The organism is Anaeromyxobacter sp. K (genome assembly GCF_000020805.1).
In the GTDB taxonomy this organism is placed as follows: Bacteria; Myxococcota; Myxococcia; order Myxococcales; family Anaeromyxobacteraceae; genus Anaeromyxobacter; species Anaeromyxobacter dehalogenans.
The window spans coordinates 520582-544391 of the sequence record NC_011145.1 but is presented as its reverse complement, the minus strand read 5'-3'; the positions used below and the strand labels follow the sequence as shown (position 1 = coordinate 544391).

The 23810-nt window shown below is 76.4% G+C and carries 14 protein-coding genes; 9 read left to right on the top strand and 5 right to left on the bottom strand.

Annotation, left to right across the window (positions count from 1 at the left end):
• Positions 1 to 13 precede the first annotated feature (13 nt).
• The 6 genes from ANAEK_RS02310 (at position 14) to ANAEK_RS02290 (ending at position 12065) form a co-directional block, all read left to right on the top strand.
• Positions 14 to 1267: an exonuclease SbcCD subunit D C-terminal domain-containing protein gene (locus ANAEK_RS02310; RefSeq protein ID WP_012524541.1), complete on the top strand. Its 1254-nt coding sequence runs from the start codon at positions 14 to 16 to the stop codon at positions 1265 to 1267.
• On the top strand, positions 1264 to 5001 hold the full coding sequence (locus ANAEK_RS02305) for an AAA family ATPase (RefSeq protein WP_012524540.1): 3738 nt from the start codon (positions 1264 to 1266) through the stop codon (positions 4999 to 5001). The genes ANAEK_RS02310 and ANAEK_RS02305 overlap by 4 nt, the downstream gene beginning before the upstream one ends.
• A gap of 559 nt (positions 5002 to 5560) precedes the next feature.
• A complete protein-coding gene (locus ANAEK_RS22715; protein ID WP_012524539.1) occupies positions 5561 to 7279 on the top strand; it encodes an RHS repeat domain-containing protein in 1719 nt (572 codons plus the stop codon).
• 2077 nt (positions 7280 to 9356) lie between these two features.
• Positions 9357 to 9734: a hypothetical protein gene (locus ANAEK_RS02295; protein ID WP_232288347.1), complete on the top strand. Its 378-nt coding sequence runs from the start codon at positions 9357 to 9359 to the stop codon at positions 9732 to 9734.
• Between the two features lie 194 nt (positions 9735 to 9928).
• Positions 9929 to 10099 carry a hypothetical protein gene (locus ANAEK_RS22960; RefSeq protein ID WP_012524537.1) on the top strand — a complete coding sequence of 57 codons (171 nt, stop codon included), beginning with the start codon at positions 9929 to 9931 and terminating at the stop codon, positions 10097 to 10099.
• A 238-nt stretch (positions 10100 to 10337) separates the two neighbouring features.
• Positions 10338 to 12065, top strand: a complete 1728-nt coding sequence (locus tag ANAEK_RS02290; RefSeq protein ID WP_012524536.1) for an HNH endonuclease signature motif containing protein — start codon at positions 10338 to 10340, stop codon at positions 12063 to 12065.
• A 60-nt stretch (positions 12066 to 12125) separates the two neighbouring features.
• On the opposite strand, the gene ANAEK_RS02285 is transcribed toward ANAEK_RS02290, so the two are convergent.
• Entirely contained in the window at positions 12126 to 13985 is a 1860-nt protein-coding gene (locus ANAEK_RS02285) for an inositol monophosphatase family protein (RefSeq protein ID WP_012524535.1), read from the bottom strand.
• A gap of 142 nt (positions 13986 to 14127) precedes the next feature.
• Here ANAEK_RS02285 and ANAEK_RS02280 point away from each other — a divergent pair, with 142 nt between their 5' ends.
• Positions 14128 to 14925 (top strand): exodeoxyribonuclease III, encoded by a 798-nt coding sequence (locus ANAEK_RS02280; RefSeq protein ID WP_012524534.1) that lies wholly within the window; start codon positions 14128 to 14130, stop codon positions 14923 to 14925.
• Here the strand turns inward: ANAEK_RS02280 and ANAEK_RS02275 are convergent.
• On the bottom strand, positions 14844 to 15749 hold the full coding sequence (locus ANAEK_RS02275; protein ID WP_012524533.1) for a DUF72 domain-containing protein: 906 nt from the start codon (positions 15747 to 15749) through the stop codon (positions 14844 to 14846). The two genes, ANAEK_RS02280 and ANAEK_RS02275, sit on opposite strands and share 82 nt — an antisense overlap.
• 103 nt (positions 15750 to 15852) lie before the next feature.
• On the opposite strand from ANAEK_RS02275, the gene ANAEK_RS02270 reads away from it, so the two are divergent.
• Positions 15853 to 16833, top strand: a complete 981-nt coding sequence (locus ANAEK_RS02270; RefSeq protein ID WP_012524532.1) for a GGDEF domain-containing protein — start codon at positions 15853 to 15855, stop codon at positions 16831 to 16833.
• A 118-nt stretch (positions 16834 to 16951) separates the two neighbouring features.
• Positions 16952 to 18223: a GAF domain-containing protein gene (locus ANAEK_RS02265; protein WP_012524531.1), complete on the top strand. Its 1272-nt coding sequence runs from the start codon at positions 16952 to 16954 to the stop codon at positions 18221 to 18223.
• Between the two features lie 20 nt (positions 18224 to 18243).
• Here the strand turns inward: ANAEK_RS02265 and ANAEK_RS02260 are convergent, their stop codons facing one another.
• The 3 genes from ANAEK_RS02260 to ANAEK_RS02250 all read right to left on the bottom strand — a co-directional run bounded on the left by ANAEK_RS02260 (position 18244) and on the right by ANAEK_RS02250 (position 23699).
• The gene (locus tag ANAEK_RS02260; RefSeq protein WP_012524530.1) at positions 18244 to 19635 is read right to left on the bottom strand and encodes a TolC family protein; all 1392 of its coding nucleotides are present in this window, start codon (positions 19633 to 19635) and stop codon (positions 18244 to 18246) included.
• A complete protein-coding gene (locus tag ANAEK_RS02255) occupies positions 19632 to 20183 on the bottom strand; it encodes a MarR family winged helix-turn-helix transcriptional regulator (protein WP_012524529.1) in 552 nt (183 codons plus the stop codon). Before ANAEK_RS02255 ends, ANAEK_RS02260 begins: the two co-directional genes overlap by 4 nt.
• An 81-nt stretch (positions 20184 to 20264) precedes the next feature.
• Positions 20265 to 23699 (bottom strand): tetratricopeptide repeat protein, encoded by a 3435-nt coding sequence (locus ANAEK_RS02250; RefSeq protein WP_012524528.1) that lies wholly within the window; start codon positions 23697 to 23699, stop codon positions 20265 to 20267.
• Between the last annotated feature and the right edge of the window lie 111 nt (positions 23700 to 23810).

Below are 23810 nucleotides of genomic sequence, written 5' to 3'. Positions count from 1 at the left end.
CCTCCTGGCGTCCGTGGCCATCCGCATCCTCCACACCGCCGACTGGCACCTCGGCCACGCGCTCCACGGCGTGGACCGCGGCCCCGAGCACGAGCGCTTCGTGGCGTGGCTGCTCGACACCGTCGAGGCCGAGGCGGTGGACGCGGTCATCGTGGCGGGGGACGTGTTCGACGCCTCCAACCCGCCCGCCGGCGCGCAGGCGCTCTGGTATCGCTTCCTGGCCGAGGCCTGGCGGCGCCTGCCGCGGCTGCAGCTCGTGGTGGTGGGCGGGAACCACGACTCCGCCTCGCGGCTCGACGCGGTGGACCCGCTGCTGCGCGAGATGGGCCGCCTGCACGTGGTGGGGGGCGTGCCGCGCGCCGCCGCCGGCGCGCCGGATCTGGAGCGGCTGCTCGTGCCGCTGGAGGACGCGTCGGGCCGGCGGGCGGCCTGGGTGGCGGCGGTGCCGTACCTGCGCGCCGCCGATCTGGGCGCGGGCGCGGCCGACGACGACGCCGCCGAGGCCACCCGCCGGTTCTACGCCGCCGCGGTGGAGCGGGTGCGGGCGCGGCGCGCGCCGGGCGAGGCGCTCCTCGCCACCGGCCACCTCTATGCGGTGGGCGGGAAGACCTCGGAGCTCTCCGAGCGGCGGCTCGCGGTGGGCAACCAGGCCGCGGTGCCGGCCGACGCGTTCCCCGCCGACCTCGCCTACGTCGCGCTCGGCCATCTGCACCTCGCGCAGGCGGTGGGCGGGCGCGAGACGGTGCGCTACTCGGGCTCGGTGCTGCCGCTCTCCTTCGGCGAGCGCGGCTACCGCCACGGCGTGGTGGTGGCCGACGTGGAGGGCGAGGCGGTGCGCGCGCAGCGGGTGCTGCGCGTGCCGCGCTTCGTGGAGCTCGTGTCGGTGCCGGACGCCGAGGCGCCCGCGCCGCTCCCGGAGGTGCTCGCCGCGCTCGAGGCGCTGCCCGCGCGCGGCGACGGGCCGGACGCGCTGCGGCCGCTCCTCGAGGTGAAGGTGCGGCTGGAGCGGCCCGAGCCGGCGCTGCGCGCGCTGCTCGACCAGGCGCTCGCGGGCAAGGAGGCGCGCCTCGTGCGCATCGCCACCACGCTCGCCGGCACCGGCCGCGCGCTGGGCGACGGCGAGCGGCGCGCGCTCGGCGACCTCGTGCCGGAGGAGGTCTTCCGGCGAAAGTACGACGCCGACTACGGCGGGCCGCCGCCCGACGCGCTCCTGGAGGCGTTCCGCGCGCTGCTCCAGGAGGTCGAGTCGGAGGAGGGCGCGCGGTGAGGATCCTGGCCATCCGTGGCGAGAACCTCGCCAGCCTCTACGGCAAGTTCGAGCTTCGGCTCGACCGCGCGCCCATCGCCGGCGCCGGCATCTTCTCCATCGCCGGCCCCACCGGCTCGGGCAAGTCCACCCTGCTCGACGCGCTCTGCCTGGCGCTCTACGGCAAGACCCCGCGCCTGCGCGACCGCGCCGCCGGCAAGCGCGTCATGGTGGGCTGGTCGGAGGAGGGCGAGACCCTCGACATGAACGACGTCCGCGCGCTCGTGTCGCGCGGCACCGCCGGCGCCACCGCCGAGGTCGAGTACCAGGGCATGGACGGGCGCCGGTACCTGGCGCGCTGGCGCGTGCGCCGCGCGCGCGACCGGGTGGAGGGCGCGTTCCAGGCGCAGGCCATGACGGTCGAGGACCTCGACACCGGCGAGGTGCTGGCCGAGAAGGTCACGCAGGCGGTGGCCCGCAACGAGGCCGCCATCGGCTTTACCTTCGACGAGCTGAAGCGGGCGGTGGTCCTGCCGCAGTTCGAGTTCACGAACTTCCTGCGCGCCGACGCCGACGTGCGCGCCGCCATCCTCGAGCGCGTCACCGGCACCGCCGTGTACGGGCGGCTCTCGCAGGCGGCGCACCAGCGGCTCGGGCGCGAGCTCGCGGCGCGCCAGGCGCTCGAGGCCGAGCTGGGCGGCGTGAAGGTGCTGGACGCCGAGGCCCGCGCCGCCCTCCAGGCCCGGCAGGCGGAGCTGGCGCGGGCGCTCGAGGAGGCGAAGGCGGCGGCGCGTGCCGCGGAGGCCGAGGTCCGCTGGCACCAGCGGGACGCGGAGCTGCGCGACGGGCTGGAGCGCTCGGAGGCGGAGCTCGCCCGGGCGGCGGGCGCGGTGGAGGACGGGGCGACGCTGCGCGCCGAGCTGGCCGAGGTCGAGGCGGCCGAGCCGCACCGGGCGGCGCTCGCCGAGGCGGTCCGGGCCGAGCAGGCGCGGGCCGGCGCCGAGGCGCGGGCGGCGGAGGCGATGGGCGCGCTCGGGCGGGCGGAGGCGGACGCCGGCGCGGCGGCGCGCGGCGAGGCGGACGCGCGCGCGGCGCTCGAGGCGGCGGCGGAGGCGGAGGCGCGAGCGCGGCCGGAGCTGGCCGAGGCGCGCCGCCGGGACGAGGCGCTCGCGGCCGCGCTCCGGGCGGAGGCGGACGCGGGGGCGGCGCACGCGACCGCGCGCGCGGAGCAGGCGCAGGCGGCGGCCGGCGCGGACGCAGCGGCGCGGGCCCGCCAGGCGGCGGAGACGGCGCGAGACGCGGCCGAGGCGTGGCTCGCGGCCCACGCGGCCGAGGCATCGCTCGCGGCCGAGTGGAACCGGTGGGCGGCGCGGCTCGCGGAGCACGCGGCCGAGTGCGCTGGTGCCGCGCAGGCCGGGGCCGGGCTGCGCGGCGCGCGCGAGGCCGCGGCGGAGGCGGCGCGCGCGCTCGCCACGGAGGCTCGCGGCGCGGAGGAGACGGCGCGGCGGCTGGAGTCGGCCGGCGCGGCCCTCGCGGAGGCGGCCCGGGCGGCCGCCGGCGCCGACGCGGCCGCGCTCACCGCCGAGGTGGCGCGGCTCGGCGAGCTGCGCGCGCTGCTCGGCGAGGCGTGGAAGGCGGCCCAGGCCGCGGGCGTGGCGGCGGCTCGCCGCGAGCAGGCGCGGGCGGAGGCGGCCCGGGCCGAAGGCGAGGCGGACGCCGCGCGGCGGGCGCACGGCGCGGCCTCGGCCGCCGTGCACGCGGCCGAGGGCGGGGCGGAGCAGGCGCGCGCGGCGCTGCGGCGGGTGGAGCTGACGCTCGGGCTCGCCGATCGGCGCGCCGACCTCGCCGACGGAGAGCCGTGCCCGCTCTGCGGCGCCACCGAGCACCCCTATGCGCACGGCGCGCCGCTCCCGGCGCTGCTCGAGGCGCAGCGCGCCGCCGCGGCCGACGCCGAGGAGGCGGTGCGCGCGGCCACCCGCGAGCGCGAGGCGCTCGCCGCGCGCGCCTCCGAGCTCGCGGCGCGGGTCGAGGCGGAGCGGCGGAGCGAGGTTCGGGCGGAGGCGGACCGCGCGCAGCACGCGGCCGAGTACGACGCGCTCCGCGCGCGGCTCGCAGCGCCGGCGGGCGGTGCGCTCGAGCTGCCGGCGCACGCCGAGGGGGCCGCCGCCGCGGTGGAGGCGTGCGGGCGCGACGCCAAGGCCGCGCTCGAGGCCGCGAGGGTCGCGCTGGAGGCGGCGCGCCACGCCGCCGACGCCGAGCGCGCCGCACGCGCGGAGGTGGACGCGGCCCGCGAGGCGCACGACGCGGCGCGGGCGCGGCAGCGCGCGCTCGAGAAGGCCCGCGACGACGCCACCGCCGCCGTGGCGGCGCACGAGGCCGCCGGCGCGCGCCACGCCGCCGCGCTCGGGCGGATCGAGGCCGAGCTCGCCCCCGCGCTCGGGTTCCTGCCGGGCTGGCCGGAGGCGGCGCGGCGCGGGCCCGAGGCGTTCCGGGCCGCCTGCGCTGGGCGCGCCGAGGCATACGCCGCCCAGGTCCGGGCCCGCGACGCGGCCGCGGCCGACGTCGCCGCGCGCGCCACCGGCGCGGAGAAGGCCGCGGCGCTGGCCGCCGAGCGGGCCGGGCGGGCCGCGCGCGCCGGGGAGGCCGCCGCGGGCGCGGCCGCGGCGCGCGAGCGGGCCGAGGCCGAGCGGCGCGGCGTGCTCGCCGGGAAGCCGGCGGACGAGGTGGAGGGCGCGCTGCGGGCGGCGCTCGACCGCGCCCGGACCGCGCACGAGCGGGCCCGCGCCGCGCGCGCGGACGCCGACCGCGCGCACGCCGCGGCCGCGGAGGCCGCCCGGGCCACCGCGACCGCACGCGAGGACGCCGCCGCCGAGGCCGCCCGCGCCGGCGAGGCGCTCGCCGCTGCGCTCGCGGCGCTCGGCGTCGACCGGCCGGCGCTGGAGGCCCGGCTCGCCCGCGGCCACGCCTGGGCCGCGCAGGCGCGCGCCGAGCTCGAGACCCGCGCCCGGGCCGCCCAGGCCGCCGGCGCCGTGCGCGACGAGCGCCGCCGGCAGGTGGAGGCGCACGCCGCCGGCCGCCCTGCCGGCGATGCCGAGGACGCCCGCGCGCGCCACGCGGAGGCGGAGCGGGAGGCGGCCCGGCTCGGCGACGAGCACTCACAGGTGAAGCTCGAGCTGGACCTCGACAAGGAGGCGCGCGCCCGGCACGAAGAGGTGTCCGGCGCGCTCGAGGCCGCGCGCACCGCGGCGGATCGCTGGGAGCGGCTCGCCAAGGTGATCGGCTCCGCCGACGGCAGCCGCTTCCGCCGCTACGCCCAGGGGCTCGCGCTCGACGGCCTGCTCGCGGCCGCCAACGTCCACCTGCGCGACCTCGCCCGCCGCTACGAGCTGATGCGCGTCCCCGGCGCCGACCTCGAGATCCAGGTGATCGACCACGACCTGGCGGACGAGGTGCGCACCGTGAACGGCCTCTCCGGCGGCGAGCTGTTCCTGGTGTCGCTCGCGCTCGCGCTCGGCCTCGCGTCGCTCTCCACGCGCGCCGCGCACGCGCGGACGCTGTTCATCGACGAGGGCTTCGGGACGCTCGACCGCGACACGCTCGAGCACGCCATGGCCGCGCTCGAAGGGCTGCGCCAGACCGGCCGCACGGTCGGCGTCATCTCCCACGTCCCCGAGCTGCACGAGCGCATCGGCGTGCAGGTCACCGTCGAGCGCGTCTCCGCCGGCCGCAGCCGCCTGGTGGTGCCGGAGGGGTGATGCCCGCGGCCGCGGCGGGGAATGCGCTGCCCGACCCGGGCGCCGCGTCGTTCCCGCGCGTCCGCTTCGTCCCCCGCGTCCGCCGGCGGTTCGCCGCGGAGCCTGCGGCGCCGCTGCTCCGTGGTCCGCGCCGATGGGCACTCGGCGCTGAAGCCGGCGATCGGCTGGCCGTCGGGGTCGGTGACGCGGAGGCGGCGTGCGTCGAGCTGCGCACGCAGCTGCCGCCGGAGGAGCGGCGGGTGCTCGAGGCCGCGGCCCGCGCACGCGGGCGCTGGGCGCGCCGGGGGCGCTGGTGTGGGTGCCGACCTTCCACCCAGAGATCGCGCACGAGCGGTGGCCGCCGCGGGCCACCTTGACCAAGAGAGAATCCCTCCGCGACGCCAATGGGTTGCCGGCGCGCGCCGCGACGCCCCTTGGCGCTGGACGGTGAGTCACGTAGCGTGTCCTCACGTTGCGTGCGAGACCGGCTTGCGCTCGACGACGTGATGACCGCGAGCGGCGACGTCAGCATCGTCCTGGACGGCAGCACCAAGGTCAGGTGCGATCGTGTGCCTTCGTCATGATCCTTTGGGGGCGCCAGACGCTCGTCGGCAGCGGCGCCAACTCCGGAGGCGATGGGATCTCCTGCGCCCGTGACGCAGACGTCAGCGACCCGACGGCGCGATTCAAGTACGACGCTCAAGGGCGGCGCATCGCGCGCTGGGTTGCTGCGACCGGACAGTGGACGTACTTCGTGTTCGGCCCTTCCGGCGAACTGCTCTCGGAGCTGGCGTTCACGAACGATCCATCCCAGCCGTGGATGCCGCTCCGGGACTACGTTTGGCTCGATGGACGGCCGCTCGCGCAGCTCGAGTACGCGCCTTCGGCGGCTCCCCGGCCGTACTATTTCCATCTGGATCACATCGGCATGCCGCGGGCGCTCTCCAGCCTGGAGGGCGCGACCGTCTGGTCCGCGGCCACGAAGCCCTACGGGGAAGTGAGTGAGACGATGACGCCCGATCCCGTCACCGGGCGGCCGATCGTGACGAACCTGCGGCTGCCGGGGCAGTACGACGAGCGGCTGCTGAGGAGCGTCGGGCTCCAGGGGCCGTACTACAACTGGAGCAGGTGGTATCTGCCGGGGGTGGGGAGGTATCTGGAGTTGGACCCCATCGCGCTGGCGGGTGGGTTCAACGGCATCGGGTGGTTCGCGCCCGACTGGTACAACTACGGGGGTGGGAACCCCCTGAGATGGACCGACCCCACGGCCTACAGGTCCCGGATTCAGTCACGAACTAACGCAGGGCGCACTACGACCCTCTGGTGTGTCAGCCTGCACCGCGACGCCCGTTTCCTATCCCGTGGCCCCCTCCAATGTGGCCTTGGAAGCCGTGGAACGACCCGCAGCCTGACCCAGCGCCGAACGATTGCGCACCGAAGGGCAAGTGCTACTGCATGTGCCGGGGGGGGAAGGCTGGGGGCCGGCTCCGAACGGCGACGACGAGGAAGGCCGCAGGGTCAAGAACCAGAGCGACTGTCAGAGGCTGTGCGAAAGCCGGTACTCAGACGAGCACTTCGGGAACATCAAGGGCCGGTGCAAATGACAGGTCGTAGCGAGATTCTCCCGGCGTTGGTGTCGTTCGTCGTCGGCGCGAAGGCGGACGACCACTCTCGGCGCGTGGCGGCTACCGTGCTCCTGCTGGAGCATCCGGAGAACCCGGAACTCGCGCGGGCACTTCGCTCCGGCTCGGTTGCCGTCCATGAGCGGTTCCTGGCGCAGTATTGCGGAGCAGCACCGAAGGACTCGCTCACGGCGCTTGTTGGGACGCCACTAGTGCGCCGGCTCCGGCCGCATCTGTTCGAGAGCCTGTGGCGCGCCGCGCTCCGCGCCGCGAAGTCGGACGCGCGCAGGACTGCACTCGGAAGCGCGCTTGCAGCGTACCTGCGCGCGTGGCCTCGGGCAGCACGGCGCTTTCGGCAAGACGTGAGGTCGTATCTCCACTCCACGCGCCCGGCGCTGCGCCAGCGAGGGCTCGAACTCGCGGGTCTGCTGGACAAGATGGGAGGGGATGACCTGGCCGTGGTTCAGGGCTCGCTAGCTTCTCGGAGCCAGTACATCCGGATGGCCGCTCTCTTCGCCGTCTACCAGATGGCGTCCCGCGGTGCCTCCGCGCCTCCGGCGGCGCGCCGCTTCGTGGCGTCGCCGGTCATCAAAGAGACGGTGCGGGCGCTGGCGACGCGGGACCGAGACGCTGATGTTCGAGTCGGAGCGAGGAACTGCCTGGCGAGCCTTCCCTGACGCGGGTCCACGTGGTCCGGGGGGACACCGCCACCAGCACGCTCCAGGGCTACTGGCCCTCGTCGCCGCATGCGCAGGCCAGAACTCGCGTCAGGGGGTTCGTCGAGCCGCCGGAGGGCCGCGTCGGGCGCTCGTGCGGCTTCAAGCTCCCGAACGCCCTCGGGTTCGTCGTGCTCCTGCGGTGAAACGGCATCGGGCCGACAGAAAGTGACGAACCTGCGGCTCTCGGGGCAGTACGACGAGCGACTGCTCGGGCCGCTCGGACTCCAGGGGCCGTACTACAGCTGGAACCGGTGGTATCTGCCGGGGGTGGGAAGGTATTTGGAGCTCGACCCGCTGGCGGTGAAGGGGGACATCAACAGCGGAGGCAGCGATGCCCGAGAACATGAGGACGAGCTTCCTGAACGTCGACTGGACCTTAGGGCGACGGCTGGGCTTGCTCGCCTGGTGAAGGCTCTTCGGAGGGAAATGGTGGCGCTTCACGCTTCAGACCAGGAGGCGACTCTGGAGCTTGCAGCGCAGCCAGCCAACGTCGCCCAAGCGATTGACGACATCGTGACAGCGGTGCGCCGCCTACCCACGGAAGTAAGGGGCGTGTGGGATGCCTGTGAAATGAGGCGCATGGATGTGGGAGTGGCCGCGGGCTGTGCACCACACCAAATGCTGTTCATGGTGCCGCTTTCGACGCTGCTGAACATGTCCGCTATTGGTGCCGACCTCCTTTTCACGGTGTACGGGGCGGAAGCGTTGGGTCCAGCCAGGGGATCGAAGGTGCGTAAGGCGAGACGACCCGGACCCGCGAAGCGATCTTCAGGACGACCCCGTTCCAAGGGATCGCGAAGGAACACATAGGGAACCGCCCTAGGGAACCCGTACTGTATGATGGGACTGTTCTGCATGGCCTCACACAATTGTCAGGATTGGGCCGGCGAGACTTGCAAGGCGTATGCGCGCCTAAGCAAAGACCCAACGGTCCAGGAGGACTGCAAGCCATGCGGCAAGTGACGGAGTGGGGCGCCGCAGAAGGTTTCCACGTGGCTGAACTAGGTGTGCGGGGGTCGGCCGAATGCGTCGTCTCTTTCGAGAGTTCCCTGCCGCATGGCGGAGGCTAAGAATGCGTCGGGCTCTCGTGGTCGTGGCGGCATTTGCACTTATGGTGACTACTGCTGTCGCCGCCGTGTGCGCTGTTCGAGCTTTGACTTCGTCGACCCGCTATCCGCGCTTGCGACAACTGGCGCAACTGCTTTTCCCGCCCGGAGACCTCTACGGGCCCCTCGTCGAGATCCCAGTCAACCTGGCGAAGGAGGGAGTGACCATCGAGTTCGAGTACAGCCACAGATACCCGGGGCGCCATTCTCTCGACTTGGATGTACCCGTACCGGTCCGCACGGGCATGGCGTCGCCTGGAGTATCGGCGCTCTCTGTGGTTGCCGTGTGTGTTGACTCAACGGGTCGCCAGGTGGATGCACGCGGCAACTACATGAATCCCTATTGGCGCAATGACGGGTGGGGCGTCTCTATCCTTGTATACGACGTTCCAGACCAGTTGGCGTTGACGGGCCGTATCCGATGTCGCGTGTCCTGCTCCGGCGGGGCAGTGTTCGCGCGCGAGTTTCCGGCCCACCGCCTCGTGGTCAGGAAGCGGTCGGAGGAGTGATGCGCAAGGTAGTGTCCAGTTCGGTGGGCGGGCTCGAAGCACTGCTATCTCCGAGTTGGTGGCGGGTTCGAGACTACGAGCTTCTGGGCCGAGGGGCCGAAGGGTCAGGGCTTCGTCACCGGCGACAAGAACCCGAAGCCGGGCGACAAGTGCTACCCGATCACGCCCCCCGACGACGAGTCATGCACGTGTACGCCAGAGCGCACTTCATTTGATCAGTGTTTGCAAACCCAAATGGCGAAATGCGTCCAGCGTGAGTACGACATCGGGATCAACAACTGCTGCGACTGCGTTGCCCGAGCAATCGGCGCCTGCAACGGACGATTCGATGGACCCTGGCCTTTCAACCTTGGCTGGGGTCCGCCTAAGCCGTCAATCTGCAAGCGTCGTTGAGGACTTGTGCCCAAGGTGCAGGCGCTAGTGCTCGGGGTCATCCTGGCGTTGCTGGCGTCGCCTGTGAATCTGCTGCTGCTGCGGATGGACTGGCTGCCGGGGCCGGTTCCGCTGGCGCTGGTTCTCGCGGTAGATGTGGCCGCAACCCTTCTCCTCGGGCGAGTACTCGGTTCGCTATGCCGAGCGGCCCTGGTGGTCGCAGTTCTCGACCTTCCACTTCTGTTCCTTCTCGGAACGGCCGAGTCCGGGCCATGGGCGAGTGTGCTGGCCACACCGAAGTACATCATGCAGGCGGCGCTTGCCTGGGCGGGATGGGCACGCTCGAAAGCGGGTTGGGCGCGCTGGGCGAGCGTGTGTGTGGCCACTGGGGGAGCGCTGGTCGCAATTGCCTCGTGGTTGCCCTAACGGCAGGATTCAGGGGTACGGGCACCGTCCACCCGGTCCGCTTCGAGGACCGGAGCGTGGCCGGGCGTCCGCACCGGCGTCACCGGCCGCGTTGCCCACGGCGCGCCAGGCAGACGGCGACCCTCGTCTCCTCCACCTGCTCCGCCGAGTGGTTCCGGTACAATTCGGAGTTCGGGGTTCCGGGGTTCCCGAGCATGTCCGACCTCACCACGGCCGAGAAGCGGAAACTGGAGCGGCCGTTCAAGATGGGCTCTGGCTGCGTGCTGAACCTCTCGAACCGCACCATGGCAGACTTCATCGAGGAGCACTCCGGTCGCGACTACGCGAAGGACCACCCGCAGCGGGGCACGGGCTCGAAGGCATGAAAGCCCCGGACGTTGGAAACCAGCCGAGGTCATCTCGGAAGCAGGCCGGGAGGACGTTCCAGGCCGTGGTGTTCGGCATTCTCGAGTAGGGGAGCCGCGGGCAGCGGATGGTTCGTTCGCGCATTGACCGGGGCGGTGCTGCTGGATCGCTCCTCCTCAGGTTGGCCCCCAACCGAGCCGCCGCTTGCCGGCAATACCGTGACCGTGAGTGTCAGACGCTTGCGCAATGATGTGCGCAATGGATGCCGCGCTCGCCACCGCCGGATTGGACGCCGCCGCGCTGGACGCGGCGCTGGCGAGGCACGCGCCGCCGCGGGTCGAGCTGCCGCCGTTCACGCCCGCCGAGATCGAGGCCTGGTTCCGCGGGGGCGAGATCGAGGGGGACCTGGGCGAGCAGCTCCTCGTCTGGGCGGCGCGGGTGCGCGGGTGCATCGACGTCGAGCTGGCCGAGGGGCTCGCGGCGCTGAAGCGGGGCGACCGGCTGGCGGCGCTGGGCTGTCACTTCGACGACTACGCCCGCGAGGCGCTCGACCTGGGGAAGCGCGCGGCCGAGAACCTGGCGCGGCTGGGTGCAGGGTTGCCGGACCGGCCGCTGCTCCGGGAGGCGCTGCGCTCGGGGCGGGTCCGGCTGCGCGCGGGGGAGACGATCCTGGCGGTCGCCGTCGGTGACGCGGAGGCGGCGTGGGTCGAGCGCGCCGGTGAGGAGTCGGTGCGGGGGCTGGAGGCGGCGGTCCGGGCAGCGAGGGCACGGGACGACGCGTCCGGCCACGCGCGCGGCGGTACGGGCGACGAGGACGGGGCGTGGGTCGAGCTGCGCACGCAGCTGCCGCCGGAGGAGCGGCGGGTGCTGGACGAGGCGCTCTCGGTCGCCCGCGAGCTGGAGCCGGGCGCGAGCCGGATCGAGCAGCTCGAGGCGCTGGCGCAGGAGTACCTGGCGGAGCACCCGGGCGACCCGGATGCCGACGACGCTCGGCCGCTGGGGCCGGGGTTCCGGGCGCGAGGCCCCGAGCCGGCGAGGCGGGGCGCCGTGGCGAGCCTGGGGCGGGACGGCTGGGCGGACCTGCCTGACGTTCCGCCCGTGGCGGCGCCGGACCTCTCCCTTGATGACGGCCTGACCGCACAGGAGCTCGACGCGCGACTGCGCGCGCTGGCGGCGTGCCGTGCGGGATGGGACCGGCTCATCGGCCTCTGCGGGTACGCGGTGAAGCGGAGCGGGATGCACCGGCTCTCCGGCTACGGCAGCTTCCGCGAGTACGTGGAGGAGCGGCTGGGGCTGCCGGCGCGGGCGGTGGAGCAGCGCGTCGCGCTCGAGGCGCGGCTGGCGGCCTCGCCGGCGCTGGAGGAGGCGCGGCGGCGGGGCGTCTCCTACGAGAAGCTGCGCGTGCTGGCGCGGCTGCACGAGCCGGAGATCGCCCAGTGGATCCCGCGGGGGCTGGACGCCACCTGTGTCGCGCTTCGCCGCGAGGTGGAGGGCGAGCGCGAGGGGCAGCTGCGTGCGCGGGGGAAGCTGGTCACGACCCTGCCGCGCGGGGTGGCGGTGCTGCTCGCGGCAGCGATCGCCTCGGTCCGGGAGCGCCACGGGCACGCGCTCTCCACGGGAACGTGCCTCGCGGTCATCGCCTTCCACTTCCTCGCGACCTGGGGCGACGCGCCGGGGCGCTCACCGACGCGTTCCAGGCGCATCCGCGAGCGGGACTCGGGCTGGTGCCAGGTGCCGGGCTGCAGCCGGCACGCGGCGCACGCGCACCACATCGACTTCCGCTCGCACGGCGGCAGCGACGACCCGGAGAACCTGGTGGGCCTGTGCGCGTTCCATCACCTGCGCTGCATCCACGGCGGATACCTCCGGGTGCTGGGGCGGGCGCGGGGGGAGCTGGTGTGGCTGCTGGGCGGCCAGGTCTGGGCGGGACCGCAGCGTCCACCCGCGACGGGCAGCGCAGGCGATGCGGCGCCGGCGGCGTGCTGAGCAACGAGTGGCCCACGAGGACCGCGGCGCGGCGCGCGCCTGCGATCGGGTGCGCTCCGCTCACAGCCCCAGCAGCCGCTCCGCCAGGATGAGCGCGTCGCCGGGCCAGCAGACCGGCGGGCGCGGGCGCCGGACGCCGGGCGCGCCCTCCACCGGCCAGCAGCTCAGCACGGCGCGGCGCCAGCGCTCCGGGACGGCGAGCACGCCGTGCACGGCGCCGAGCAGCGCGCCGGCGATGGCGGCGTTCGTGTCGGTGTCGCCGCCGCGGCCGACGGTGTCCACCAGCCCCGCCTCGAGGTCGGGCGCGTGGCGGAGCTGGAAGAACGCGTTCTGCAGGGCGATGGTCACGAGCCCGGCGCTCGTCTCGAAGTCCTCCGGCGGGCCGGTCCGCGCCGCCGCGAGGGCCTCGCGCACCTCCGGGCCACAGCCCAGCTCGGCCGCGAGCGCCTCGCCGCGATCCGCCACCTCGGCGGCGGACGCGCCGGTCGCGATGGCGAACGCGACCGTGGCCGCGAAGACCGCGCTCGCGTCCTGGCACGGCGCGGCGGGGTGGGTGAGCGCGGCGTCCGCCCGCGCCCAGGCCGCCACCTCGGCGGCGGGCGAGGCGTGGCCGGCGATCCCGAGCGGCGACACGCGCATGAGCGCGCCGTTCGCGAGGCTCCCGCGCGACGCGGCGGCGCGGGCCGCCTCCGCCACCTGCTCGGCCCCGGCGCCCGCGGCCCGGAGGCGCAGCGCGGGCCGGAGCGCCGCGTCCACGGTCCGGCCGACGTCGAACGGCTCGGAGCCGAGCCAGTCGGCGTAGGCCTCCGCCACCCGCGCCGCGTCGAAGCGCCCGAACGCGATCACGGTGCGCGCGAGCGCCAGCGCCAGCTCGGAGTCGTCGGTGGGCTGGCCGGCGAGCGTGCTCCAGTGGCCGCCGTCGGCGAGGTCCCGCACGCCGCCCGGGTGCGTGGCCGCGATGCGCGCGGGGCCGGAGAACTCCACCTGCCCGCCCAGCGCGTCGCCGGCGAACTGTCCGAGCAGCGCGCCCTGCCCGCGGCGGAGCAGCCCGTCGTCGCGCACGGCGCGCCCGGCGAGCGGGGCGCACAGGCCCGGCGCCCCGGGCCCGTACGCCTGCGCCTCGACCCAGCTCCGGCTCGCCAGCCGCGCGGCCACCGGGGGCGCGCCGCCGAAGCAGAACGCCACCCGCCCCTCGCCCGCCGGCCCGTAGCGCACCTCGCGGCCGGCCTCGTCGAGGAGCACGCCGCCCGCGCCGCGGACCAGCGCGTGCCCGGCCGCGATGTCGAGCGCGCGGGGCCGGTGCAGCGAGATGGCGCCGCGAGCGTCGCCGGTCGCGACGAGCGCGAGCCGGTAGGCGATGCTGGTGAGCGGCCGGAAGCGCGCGGGCTGCACCGCCTCGGCGTTGCCGCGCGCCCGCTTCGCCGCCGACGAGGACACGAGCACCACGTCGCCGGCCCGGAGCGGCGCCGCGGACATGGGCGGGAGCGGCGCCCCGTTCCGCCGCACCGGCCCCTGCCCCTCGGCCCAGGCGAGCAGATCCTCCCCGCCGTGCGGCGCGGTGTGGGCGAGCACCACGCCGAGCACCGGCACGCCGCCCTGCACCAGGCCGATCGACACCGCGGCGCCGCGGTGACCGCGCTGGAAGTCGGCGGTCCCGTCGTTCGGATCGACGAGCCAGCACCGGCCGCCCGGCAGGGCCGGCGGCCGGTTGCGCTCGGGCCGCTCCTCGCCCACGAGGCCGTCGCCCGGGAACTCCGCGTCGAGCACGGCGCGGATGAGGTCCTCCGCCTCCTCGTCGGCGGGGCAGTGCCCCGGCTCGCCCCGGGGCCCGCCGGCCCGGAACAGCTCCGCCCGCAGCAGGTCGGCCGCGGCGCGGGCGGCGCGGAGGGCGGCTTCCAGGGCGCGGGACAGGTCGGTCACTCCTCCATGTGTATCAAGCGCGGCGGCGCCCGGCGGCGGGATCTCCGCCCCGCCCGGCCGCCCTCGGCCTCAGGGGGAGCGCGCCCGTGCCCGGTGACATCCGCCCGCCGGGCCCTTAGACAGGAGGCCGGGAGGGGACCGCGTGAAGATCGGCACCTGGAACGTGAACGGCATCCGCGCGCGCGAGGCGCAGGTGGGCGAGTTCATCGCCCGCGAGGCTCCCGACGTCGTCTGCCTGCAGGAGATCAAGGCGCCTCCGTCGAAGGTCCCGCCCTCGCTGTGCGAGCTCGAGGGCTACTGGTGCCTGTGGCACGGCGAGACCGCCTACTCCGGCGTGGCGCTGCTGGTGCGCAAGGCGATCGCACCCGAGCGGCCGGCCTTCGTCCACCCGCCGTTCGATCTCGAGACCCGCATCGCCACCTGCGAGCTGGGCGGCGTCACGGTGGCGTCGATCTACGTCCCGAACGGCGGGAAGGACCTCGCCGCCAAGCTCCGCTTCCTCGAGGCGATGGAGCGCTTCGCCGCCGACGCGCAGGCCTCCGGGCGTCGCCTGGTGCTCTGCGGGGACCTGAACGTCGCGCGCACCGACCTGGACGTTCACCCGAAGGAGCGAAAGGCGGGCGCCATCGGCCAGCTCCCGGAGGAGCGGGCGCTGTTCGAGCGCATCCTGTCGCGCGGCCTGGTGGACGTGGGGCGCGCGCTCGACCCCGCCAACGAGGGGCTGTTCACCTGGTGGGCGCCGTGGCGCAACCTCCGCCAGCGGAACATCGGCTGGCGCATCGACTACGTGCTGGCGAGCGCGTCGCTCGCGGCCAGCGCCACGCGCTGCCGGGTGCTGGCCGACTTCGGCACGAGCGATCACGCGCCGGTGGTGGCCGAGTTCCCCGTGGCCGCGTCGTCCCCGGCGGGCGCGACGAACGGCGCGAGCGCGGCCTCGTAGGCGGCGAGGAGCGGCGGGGGCACCGCCACGCGGCGGTGCTCCACCATCGCCTCGAGCATCTTCGCGTTCGCGGGCGCCTGGCCGCGGAAGTGGTTGTTCGTGACGACGTACACGTCGGGTGCGCGCGGCGAGGCGGCCATCTCGGCGATGCGCCCGGCCCACGGCTCGAGCTCGTCGGCGCCGTACAGGTAGTCGTAGCGCGCGTCGCGGGGCGCGCCCTTGCGGAACCAGTCGCGGTAGTTGCGGCCGTGCACGCGCACGTAGGCCACCGGCGCCGTGACCCGCGCCGCCGGCGCGAGCGAGCGCTGGAAGCGCGGCTGGTCCACGTTCACGAGCGCCACGCCCGCCGCGGCCAGCTCCTCGAGGACCTCCGGATCGTCCCACGACGCGTGGCGCACCTCGAGCGCGAGCGGCAGGCCGGCGAACGCGCGGAACAGCCCGCGCAGCCACTCCTCCGACGCCTCGCTGCGCTTGAACGACCACGGGAACTGGAGGAGCGCCGCGCCGAGCCTGCCCTCCTCGTGCAGGCGATCGAGCGCTGCCCGCGCCTGCGCGACCTCCTCGGCGCCGTACGCCTCGCGCTCGTGCGTGAAGCGCCGCCACACCTTCGCGCCGAAGCGGAAGGTGGGCACCTCACGCACCCGCTCGCACCAGCGCGCCGCGACCGCCGCCGGGAACGGCCGGTAGAACGTCGCGTCCACCTCGACGGTCGAGAACCAGCGCGCCAGATAGGCCAGGCGATCGAAGCGCTTGCCCTCGCCCGGCGGGTAGACCACGCCGGCCCAGTCCCGGTACTCCCAGCCCGCCGGCCCGTAGCGGATCACGCCGGTCGCGTAACGCGGGGTGAGCGCCCGTTCAACCCGCGGCCAAGGGACGCGGGCCGGGGACCCGCGTGCGGGTAGAATCCGCGCCGGCGCGGGAGGCCACTTGCCGGTCGAGCGACGGAGCGAGCGCACCTGGACCACACTGCCGACCACGCCGTGCGCGGCGGGGCGGCGCCACGCCTTCCTGCTCGTGCTGGCCGGCCCGCAGCTCGGGGACATCTACCCGCTCGCCTCGGACCGCGAGCTCGTCATCGGCCGGCGCGACGACTGCGACCTCCCCATCCACGACGACGGCGTGTCCCGCCGCCACGCGGCCATCCGCGTCGAGGGCGAGGGCGCGCTGCTGCGCGACCTGGGCAGCGCGAACGGCACCTACGTGGACGGCGCGCGCGCCGAGGGCGAGGTGCGGCTCGCCGACGGCGGCCGGGTGAGCCTGGGCGGTGCCACCGTGCTGAAGTTCGCCTGGGCCGACGAGCTCGAGGCGCGCTGGCAGATGAAGCTCGCCGAGATCGCGCTGCTCGACCCGCTCACCGGCGTGTTCAACCGGCGCCACCTCGACGACCGGCTCGCCGCAGAGCTCGCCGCGGCGCAGCGGCACGGCCGGTCCATGTCGGTGCTGCTCGTGGACGTGGACCGGTTCCGGGCCGTGAACGAGGCGCACGGCCAGGCCGCCGGCGACGAGGCGCTGAAGATGGTCGCGTTCGTGCTCCGCGGCGCGCTCCGGCGCGAGGACGTGCTCGCGCGCGCCGGCGGCGCGGCGTTCGCGGTCATCGCCCGCGAGACGACGCTCGCGGGCGGCCGGGCGCTCGGCGAGCGCATCCGGCGCGCGGTGGCGCGGAGCCGCTGCGCGTGGCAGCCGCAGGACGGCGGCGAGGCGGCCTCCATCGGCGTGAAGGTCTCGGTGGGCGTGGCCGAGGTCGCCGAGGGGCGCACGCAGCGCGAGGTGATGGAGTCGGCCGGGCGGGCGCTCCAGCTCGCGAAGCAGGCGGGCCGCAACACCGTGGTCGCGCTCCCGATGGCGCCGGCCGAGGGGCGGCCTGATCCGGCGCAAGCGGCCATGACGCGCGGCGGCGCGGCGCCTTGACGCTGGGGGGAGGGCCTGCGATCCTCGCGCCGTTCCGCCCCCCGGCGAGCCCGGCGGCGCCCGCGACGCGGCGCCGCCCGACGGCTCCGGGCGGCGGCGATCCGGAGGCAGCCAGATCATGCGGTCTCACGACGCACGGGCGGCGGCGATGGGCGGGACGGGCCACGCCGGCGGGGTGATCCACGTCCCGGCGGTCGCCGACGAGCCCGCCCCCGCGCCGGCGGATCTGGCGAGCCTCACGCAGGCGCAGCGCGCCGAGCGCGCGCTGGCCGAGGGCAAGCGGGAGCCGGAGATTCCCATCGAGCGCGCGTTCCTGCAGGCGGCGCTCGACTTCCGGCAGACCCTGCGCGTGCTGGTCTCGGCGGTGGTGCCGAAGTTCGCCGACTGGTGCTTCGTGGACCTCATCGACGGCGACGGGATCCCGCGCCGCGTCGAGGTCGCGCACGGCGATCCGACCAAGGCGCCGCTCGCCCAGGAGATGCGCTCGATCGCGTTCGGGCCGGGCTGGGCCACCCCCGGCGCGCAGACCATCCGCGACCGCGCCCCGCGCCTGTTCCGGCAGGTGACGACCGAGGTGATGGAGTGGGCCACCCACGGCGAGCGCCACCTGGCGGTGCTGCGCGCCATCAAGCCCAACTCGCTCCTCTCGGTCCCGCTCGTCGCGCGCGACCGCGTCATCGGCTCCATCACGCTCATCCGCTCGGCCATGCTCCCGGGCCTGGACGAGTCGGACCTGCTGTTCGCCGAGGCGCTGGCCGAGCCGGCCGCGCTCGCGCTCGACAACGCGCGCTGGTACCAGGTCGAGAAGGCCGGGCGCGGGGCCGCGCTGGAGGAGGCGGACCGCGAGCGGCACGACCGCGTCGAGGCGCAGCGCGGGGTGCTGCGGCTGCGCCGGATCGAGTCGGTCTCGGCCAGCCTCGCCTCGGTGCTCGCGCCGCAGGCCATCGCGCGGGTGGCGGTGGAGAACGGGCTGTCGGTGCTGGAGCCGGCCACCGCCATGGTGGTCCGCGCCGCGCCCGGCGCGAGCGTGCTCGAGGTGCTGCACTGCCAGGGCTGGGCGGACGACCTGACCATCGACCTGCGCGAGCTGCGGGCCGACTCGCCGGCGCTGCTCGCCGAGGCCTACCGCATCCAGACCGCGATCTGGGTCTCCAACCCGGAGGCGCTGGCGCACTCCTACCCGAACGCCGCCGAGCTGGCGCTCCGGGTGGGCGACCGCGCCTGGGCGGCGGTGCCGCTCCGCTGCGACGGCCGCACGGTCGGCGCGCTGGGCCTCGGGTTCGCGCACCCGCGCGATCTCGACGCGGACGAGAAGCGCTTCGTGCTCACGGTGGCGCAGATCGTGGCGCAGGCGCTCGAGCGCGCCCGGCTCCGCGACGAGGCGCGGTAGCCCCGGCTCAGCGCCGCGGCTCAGCGCCGGGTCGGGTGGAACGCGCCGGCGGCCTTCAGCACCCGCAGCGCCGCGAGCTGCGCGGTCAGCGACTCGGTGATCTGGCCGACCTCGGCGGTGCGGAGCTGGGCGGTCGCGTCGGCCTGCTCCACCGCGGTGGCGGTGCCGGCGCGGAAGGCGACGTCCACCAGGCGCTGGTTCTCGGCGGCGAGGTCGCGCTGCTCCTTCGCCTTCGCGGCGTTCGCGCGGGCGCTCTCCAGGTCGAGGTAGGCCTGCTCCACCTCCTGCCGCGCCTTCAGCTCGGCGCTCCCGCTCGACGCGTTCGCCTCGTCGATCTTCGCGTTCGCCTCGCGGATGTCCGACTCGCGCAGGCCGCCGTCGAGCACCTTCCACTGCAGCGCCAGGCCCGCCGCCCAGGCGTGGTTCGTGCCGGTGAAGCCGGCCTCGTTCGCGAGCGTGTAGCGGCCGAACGCGCCCAGGTTCGGCAGGTACCGCGCCACCGCCTGGTTCCGGGCGCCGCGCTGCAGCTCCACGTTGAGGCGGGCGGCCTGCACGTCGGGGCGATCCCGCAGCGCCGCCGCGACCAGCGCGTCCGCGTCGCCGGCCAGCACCGGCTCGGGCGGATCGACCACGTCGAAGTCCGGCCGGCGGTCGAGCAGCGTCGCGAGCGCGATGCGCGCGGAGGCGAACGCGTTCTGCGAGCGCTTCACGTCCTGCTCGGCGCGGGCCCGGTCGATCTCGGCGCGCAGCAGGCCCACCTTGGCGATGGCGCCCGCCTGGTAGCGCACCCGGGCGTCCTTCTCCTGCCGCGCGGCGATCTCGAGCAGCCGCTCGGACACCTCCATGGCCCGCCGCAGCGAGGCGGCGCCGTAGTACGCCTGCGCCACGCCGAACAGCACCTCGCGCCGCGCCGTCTCCACGTTCAGCCGGGCGATCTCCTCGGCCCGGCTCGCGTTGGGGATGGCGAACAGGAGCTGCGGCGCGAGCAGCGCCTGGGTCGCCTCGACCAGGCCGTTCAGCTGGTCCTGCGCCTGGATGGTGATCTTCGGAGAGCCGGGTCCGAGCGAGCCGGCCGGCAGCACCGCCTCGGTCTCGTTGCGCGTGTAGGTGCCGCTGGCGGTGACCTGCGGCAGGTACCCGGACCACGCCTTCCAGGAGAGCTCGTCGGCCTGGCGCAGCCGCGCCTGCGCCGCCTTGAGGTCCAGGTTCTGCGCGGCGGCGGCGGCGAGCGCGTCGTCGAGCGTGAGCACCGGCAGCGCGACCGGGGCGGCGGGGGCGGCGACCGGCGCTGCGTCGGGCGCGGGCGCGGGCGCGGGCGCGGCCGGCGTCGCCGCGGCGGGCGCGGGGGTCGAAGGGGTCCCGGGCGTCTGCGCGAGCGCCAGCGCCAGCGCCGCGGTGATCAGTGCGTTCATGCGTCCTCCCGCCGTTCGTGTTGCCTTCCGCCCGCGCCGCGGGGCGGCCGCGCGCGCGCCGTCCCCGGGGCTGCGGCCTCCGCCGCCGGCCGGAGCCGCTCGTCCAGCCGCGCCAGGATGCGGACCAGGTCGCGCCGGTCGCGCGGCTCCAGCAGCGCGAGCAGGCCCTCCAGGCGCGCCGAGATCTCCGCGTCGAGCGCGCGCCAGGCCGCCTCGCCGCGCGCGGCGAGCGACACCCGCACCACCCGGCGGTCGTCGCGGCTGCGCGCGCGCTGCACCAGCCCGTCGCGCTCCAGCCGGTCCACCACGCCGGTGATGGTCTTCTCGGTCACCGCCACGTGCCGCGCCAGCTCGCCCATGGTGAGCGCGCCGCCCAGGCCGAGCCAGAGCAGCGCGTGCACCTGCACCGGGGAGAGGTCGAGCCCGTGGCCGCTGCCGCCGATCGGATCGCGGAGCGAGCCGCGGCGCGACAGGCGCACCAGCAGCTCGCGGACGCGGCGGGCGTCGGCGGCCGGGCCGGGGCCGGGGCGGGCGGGGGTACTCCGCATTGCGGAGCACCCCTAGAGCGGACCGTCGCGCCTGTCAACGAAGACCTGGCGCGCCGCTCCGCCCCGTCCGGGCGGCGCGGGTCAGCGCGCGCCGCCCAGGTCCTCGATCTCCGCCTCGATGTCCCGGCGCTCCGGCGCGTCGGGCTTCAGCGCCAGGAACGTGCGGAACGCCTGGATCGCGCGCTCGCGCTGGCTGCGCTCCTTGTACGCGTACCCGAGGAAGTAGTGCGGCATCGCGTTCTTCGGGTCCTCGCGCGCGGCCCGCTCGTACAGCGGCAGCGCCGCGCGCGCCCCTTCCGCCTGGTGCACCTCCCGCGCGAGCGGGTACAGCACCTGCGCCGCGGCGGGGTCGGCCCGCTGCGCGGCGCGGAGCGTCCGCACCGCCTCGGCGTGCTTGCCCAGCTTGCCCTGGCACTCGCCCAGCTCGACGCGCAGCCGGGTGGCGCGCGGCGCGAGCTCGATGGCCCGCGCCAGCGGCGCGAGCGCCAGGTCGCAGCGCCCGTTCGCGGTGTAGAGCAGCGCCGTCCGCTCGTGCGGGTCGGGCAGCGCCGGGGCGGCCGCGGCGGCGTCCTGGTAGGCGTCGATCGCCTCCTGCAGCGCCCCCGACCGCTCCAGCGCCTGGCCGAGCTCGAGCCGCGGCTCGGCCGCGCCGGGCGAGAGCTCCACCGCCTTGCGGAGCCGCACCAGCGCGGCGGGCGTCTCGCCGCGCGCGAGCAGGGCGCGCCCGAACCAGAGCTGCGCCTCGCCCGCGCCGGGCGCCTCGCTGGTGGCGGCGCCGAGCAGCTTCACCGCCGCCTCGGCGTCGCCCCGCTCCAGCTTCACCGCGCCGAGGCGGGTGAGCGCGGCCGCGTTGCGCGGCTGCAGGTCCACCGCGATCGCGAGCGCCGCCTCGGCCTTCGCCAGGTCGCGCGCCGACCACTCCAGCGTCCCCAGCGCGAGCTGCGCCTCGGCGCTCCGCGGCTCGAGCGCGAGCGCCCGGACCAGGCCCTCGCGCGCCGCCGCCACGTCGCCGCGCGCCTGGGCGAGGCGGGCCAGGCCCAGCACCGCCGCGGCGTGCTCGGCGTCGAGCGCGAGCGCCGCCCGGTAGGCCGCCTCGGCGCCGGCCGCGTCGCCGTCGGCGGCGCGGAGCTCGCCGAGCGCGGCGTGCGCGGCGGGGTCGCGCGGCCCCTTCTCCACCGCCTGCGCGAGCGCCTCGCGCGCCGCCGGGAGGTCGCCGCGCGCGAGCGCGAGCCGCCCGAGCGCCACCCGCGGCTCCACCGCCGCCGCGTCGCGCGCCAGCGCCTCGCCATAGAGCGCCGCCGCCTCCTGCGGCTTGCCGGCCGCGGAGAGCGCCACCGCCTTGGCGACGAGGAGCGCGGGCGTCCCCGGCGCCGCGCGCAGCGCCTGGTCCGCGAGCTGGGCCGCGTCGAGCGCGCGCCCGGCGAGCGCCAGCGCACGCACCCGCGCCGCGGCCAGCGCCGGGTCGGACGCCGCCTCCGCCGCCACCGGGTCGGAGGCCGCCACCGCCCCGGCCGCGTCGCCGCGGCGCAGCCGCTGCCGCACCAGCGCCGCGCGGGCGGCCGCGAGGCGCGGGTCCGCGTCGAGCGCCGCGAGCAGCGCCTTCTCCGCGTCCGCCGCGGTGGCCGCCGAGCGGTCGAGCAGCGCCGCCTCCACCATGCGGGCCCGGCCCCGCTCCAGCGGCGCGAGGCGCGGCTGGGCCGCGTCGGCCAGCACCGGCGCGAGGTGCGTCCGCGCGCCCTCCACGTCGCCGGCCGCCTCGGCCAGCGCCGCCAGCTCGAGCCGGGCCGGCAGGTAGGCCGCGTCGGCGGCGGCGAGCTTCTCGAGCGTCGGCCGCGCCTCGTCGGGCTTGCCCCGCAGGAGCGCGGCGCGCGCGAGCCCCATGGGCGCGCGCGGCCCCTGCTCCAGGCTGCCCAGCCGCTGGAACGCGGCGGCCGCCTTCACCGCGTCGCCGCGCGCCAGCGCCGCGTCCCCGAGCAGCGCGAACGCCTGCGGGTCCGGCCTCGCCCGGGCGAGCGCCGCGGCCAGCGCGGCCTCGGCCGCGGCGGTGCCGGCGCCCGGGGCGGTCGCGAGCGCCACCGCCAGGCGCGCCTCCAGCGCCGGGAGGCTGCCCGGGTCGTCGCGCTCCAGCGCCTCCGCCGCGCGGCGGGCCTGGTCGAGCGCGGGGCCGGGCGCCGCGTGGCGCCGCTCCAGCGCGGCCACGGCCATGGCGTGGAGCGCCGCCGCCTCCGCCGACCCGGCGTCGGCCGCCACCGCCTGGGCGGCGAGGTCGAGCGCGCTCCGCTCCGAGGCGTGGTCGCCGCGGGCCAGGGCGGCGCGCGCGCCGGCGAGCTTCGGGGCGAGCGCCTTCGCGTCGCCGCGGCGCAGGTGACCGGTGAAGAACCAGCCGTGGCCGGTGAGCCCGGCGCCCAGGCCGATCGCCAGCACCGCGGCGACGGCGAGGCCGGCCGCGAGCGGCTTCGCGAGGCGCCGGGCCAGCGGCTCGCGCTCGCCCTCCACCACCTTGGCCGCGGCCATCCGGTCGCCGAACGGCTGCCCGCCGGGCGGGCGGGCCGCGGCCGCCGGCGGCGCGTGCGCCGCCTCCTGCGCCGCGAGCCGCTCCAGCTCGGCCGCGAACGCGGGCACCGCCGAGAGCGCCTCGAACGTGGCGCCGTCGGCGGACACGTCCTCGTTGCCGAGCAGCTCGCCCTTCGAGAGCATCTCGGCGATCTGGGCCTCGCTGAACGGGCCGAACACCTTGCCCGAGCGGCGGCGCACCCGGTACCCGTCGCCGTGCGTCGCCTGCGCCGGGGCCGTGGCCGGCCGGGCCGCCTCGCCGAAGAGCATCTCCAGCTCCTCGCTGGCGCCGGCGCGCGCCGCGCCGCTCGGGCCGCCCATGCCCGGACCGGCCGCGGGCGCGGCGAGCGACGCGCCGAGCCCGGCGTCCGCGAACGTGGCGTCCGCGAACGGGTCCGCCTGCGGCCCGGGCTCGTCCACCACGATGTCGGCGTCGTCCACCGGCGCCGGCCCGGCGTCGAGCGCGTCCGGCGTGCCGCCGGACGGCGGCGCCGCCGCCCCGCCGGAGAAGTCCACCTCGCCGAACCCGAGCGGCGCATCGTCCGCACCGGCGGGCGCGGGCAGCTCCACCGGCGCGGGCGTGCCGGCCGCGCCCGTGAGCCCAGGCTCCGGCGCGGGCCCGAACGCGAACGGCGACGGCGCCTCCGGCGCGGGCCCGAACGCGAAGGGAGAGGGCTCGCCGGCCTGGGCCGCGTCGGGCGGCGGGAGCGGGATGCTGCCGGTGCCGGACGGGGGCGGCAGGGGGATCCCGCCGGTCGCCGCGGAGGGCGGCGCGGGGAGCGGAACCCCGGCGGCGGACGCCGCCTCTCCCCCGGGCAGGGGGACGGCGGCGGCCTCGTCGTCCGGCCGACGCACCGGGAAGGACTGGTGACATCTGGGACAGCGGACCTTGACGCCGGCCGGCGTCACCCGCGCGTCATCGATCTTGTACGCGGCCTTGCAGTGCGGGCAGGTGACCCTCATGGCGTCGTCCGGGGCAGCGGGGCTCGTGGTGTGGATCCAGGAATCCCCAGGATTCTCGCGACCGTAACACCGGCGCCGCGCCCCATTCAAGGCGACACCGCCGCCGTCCCG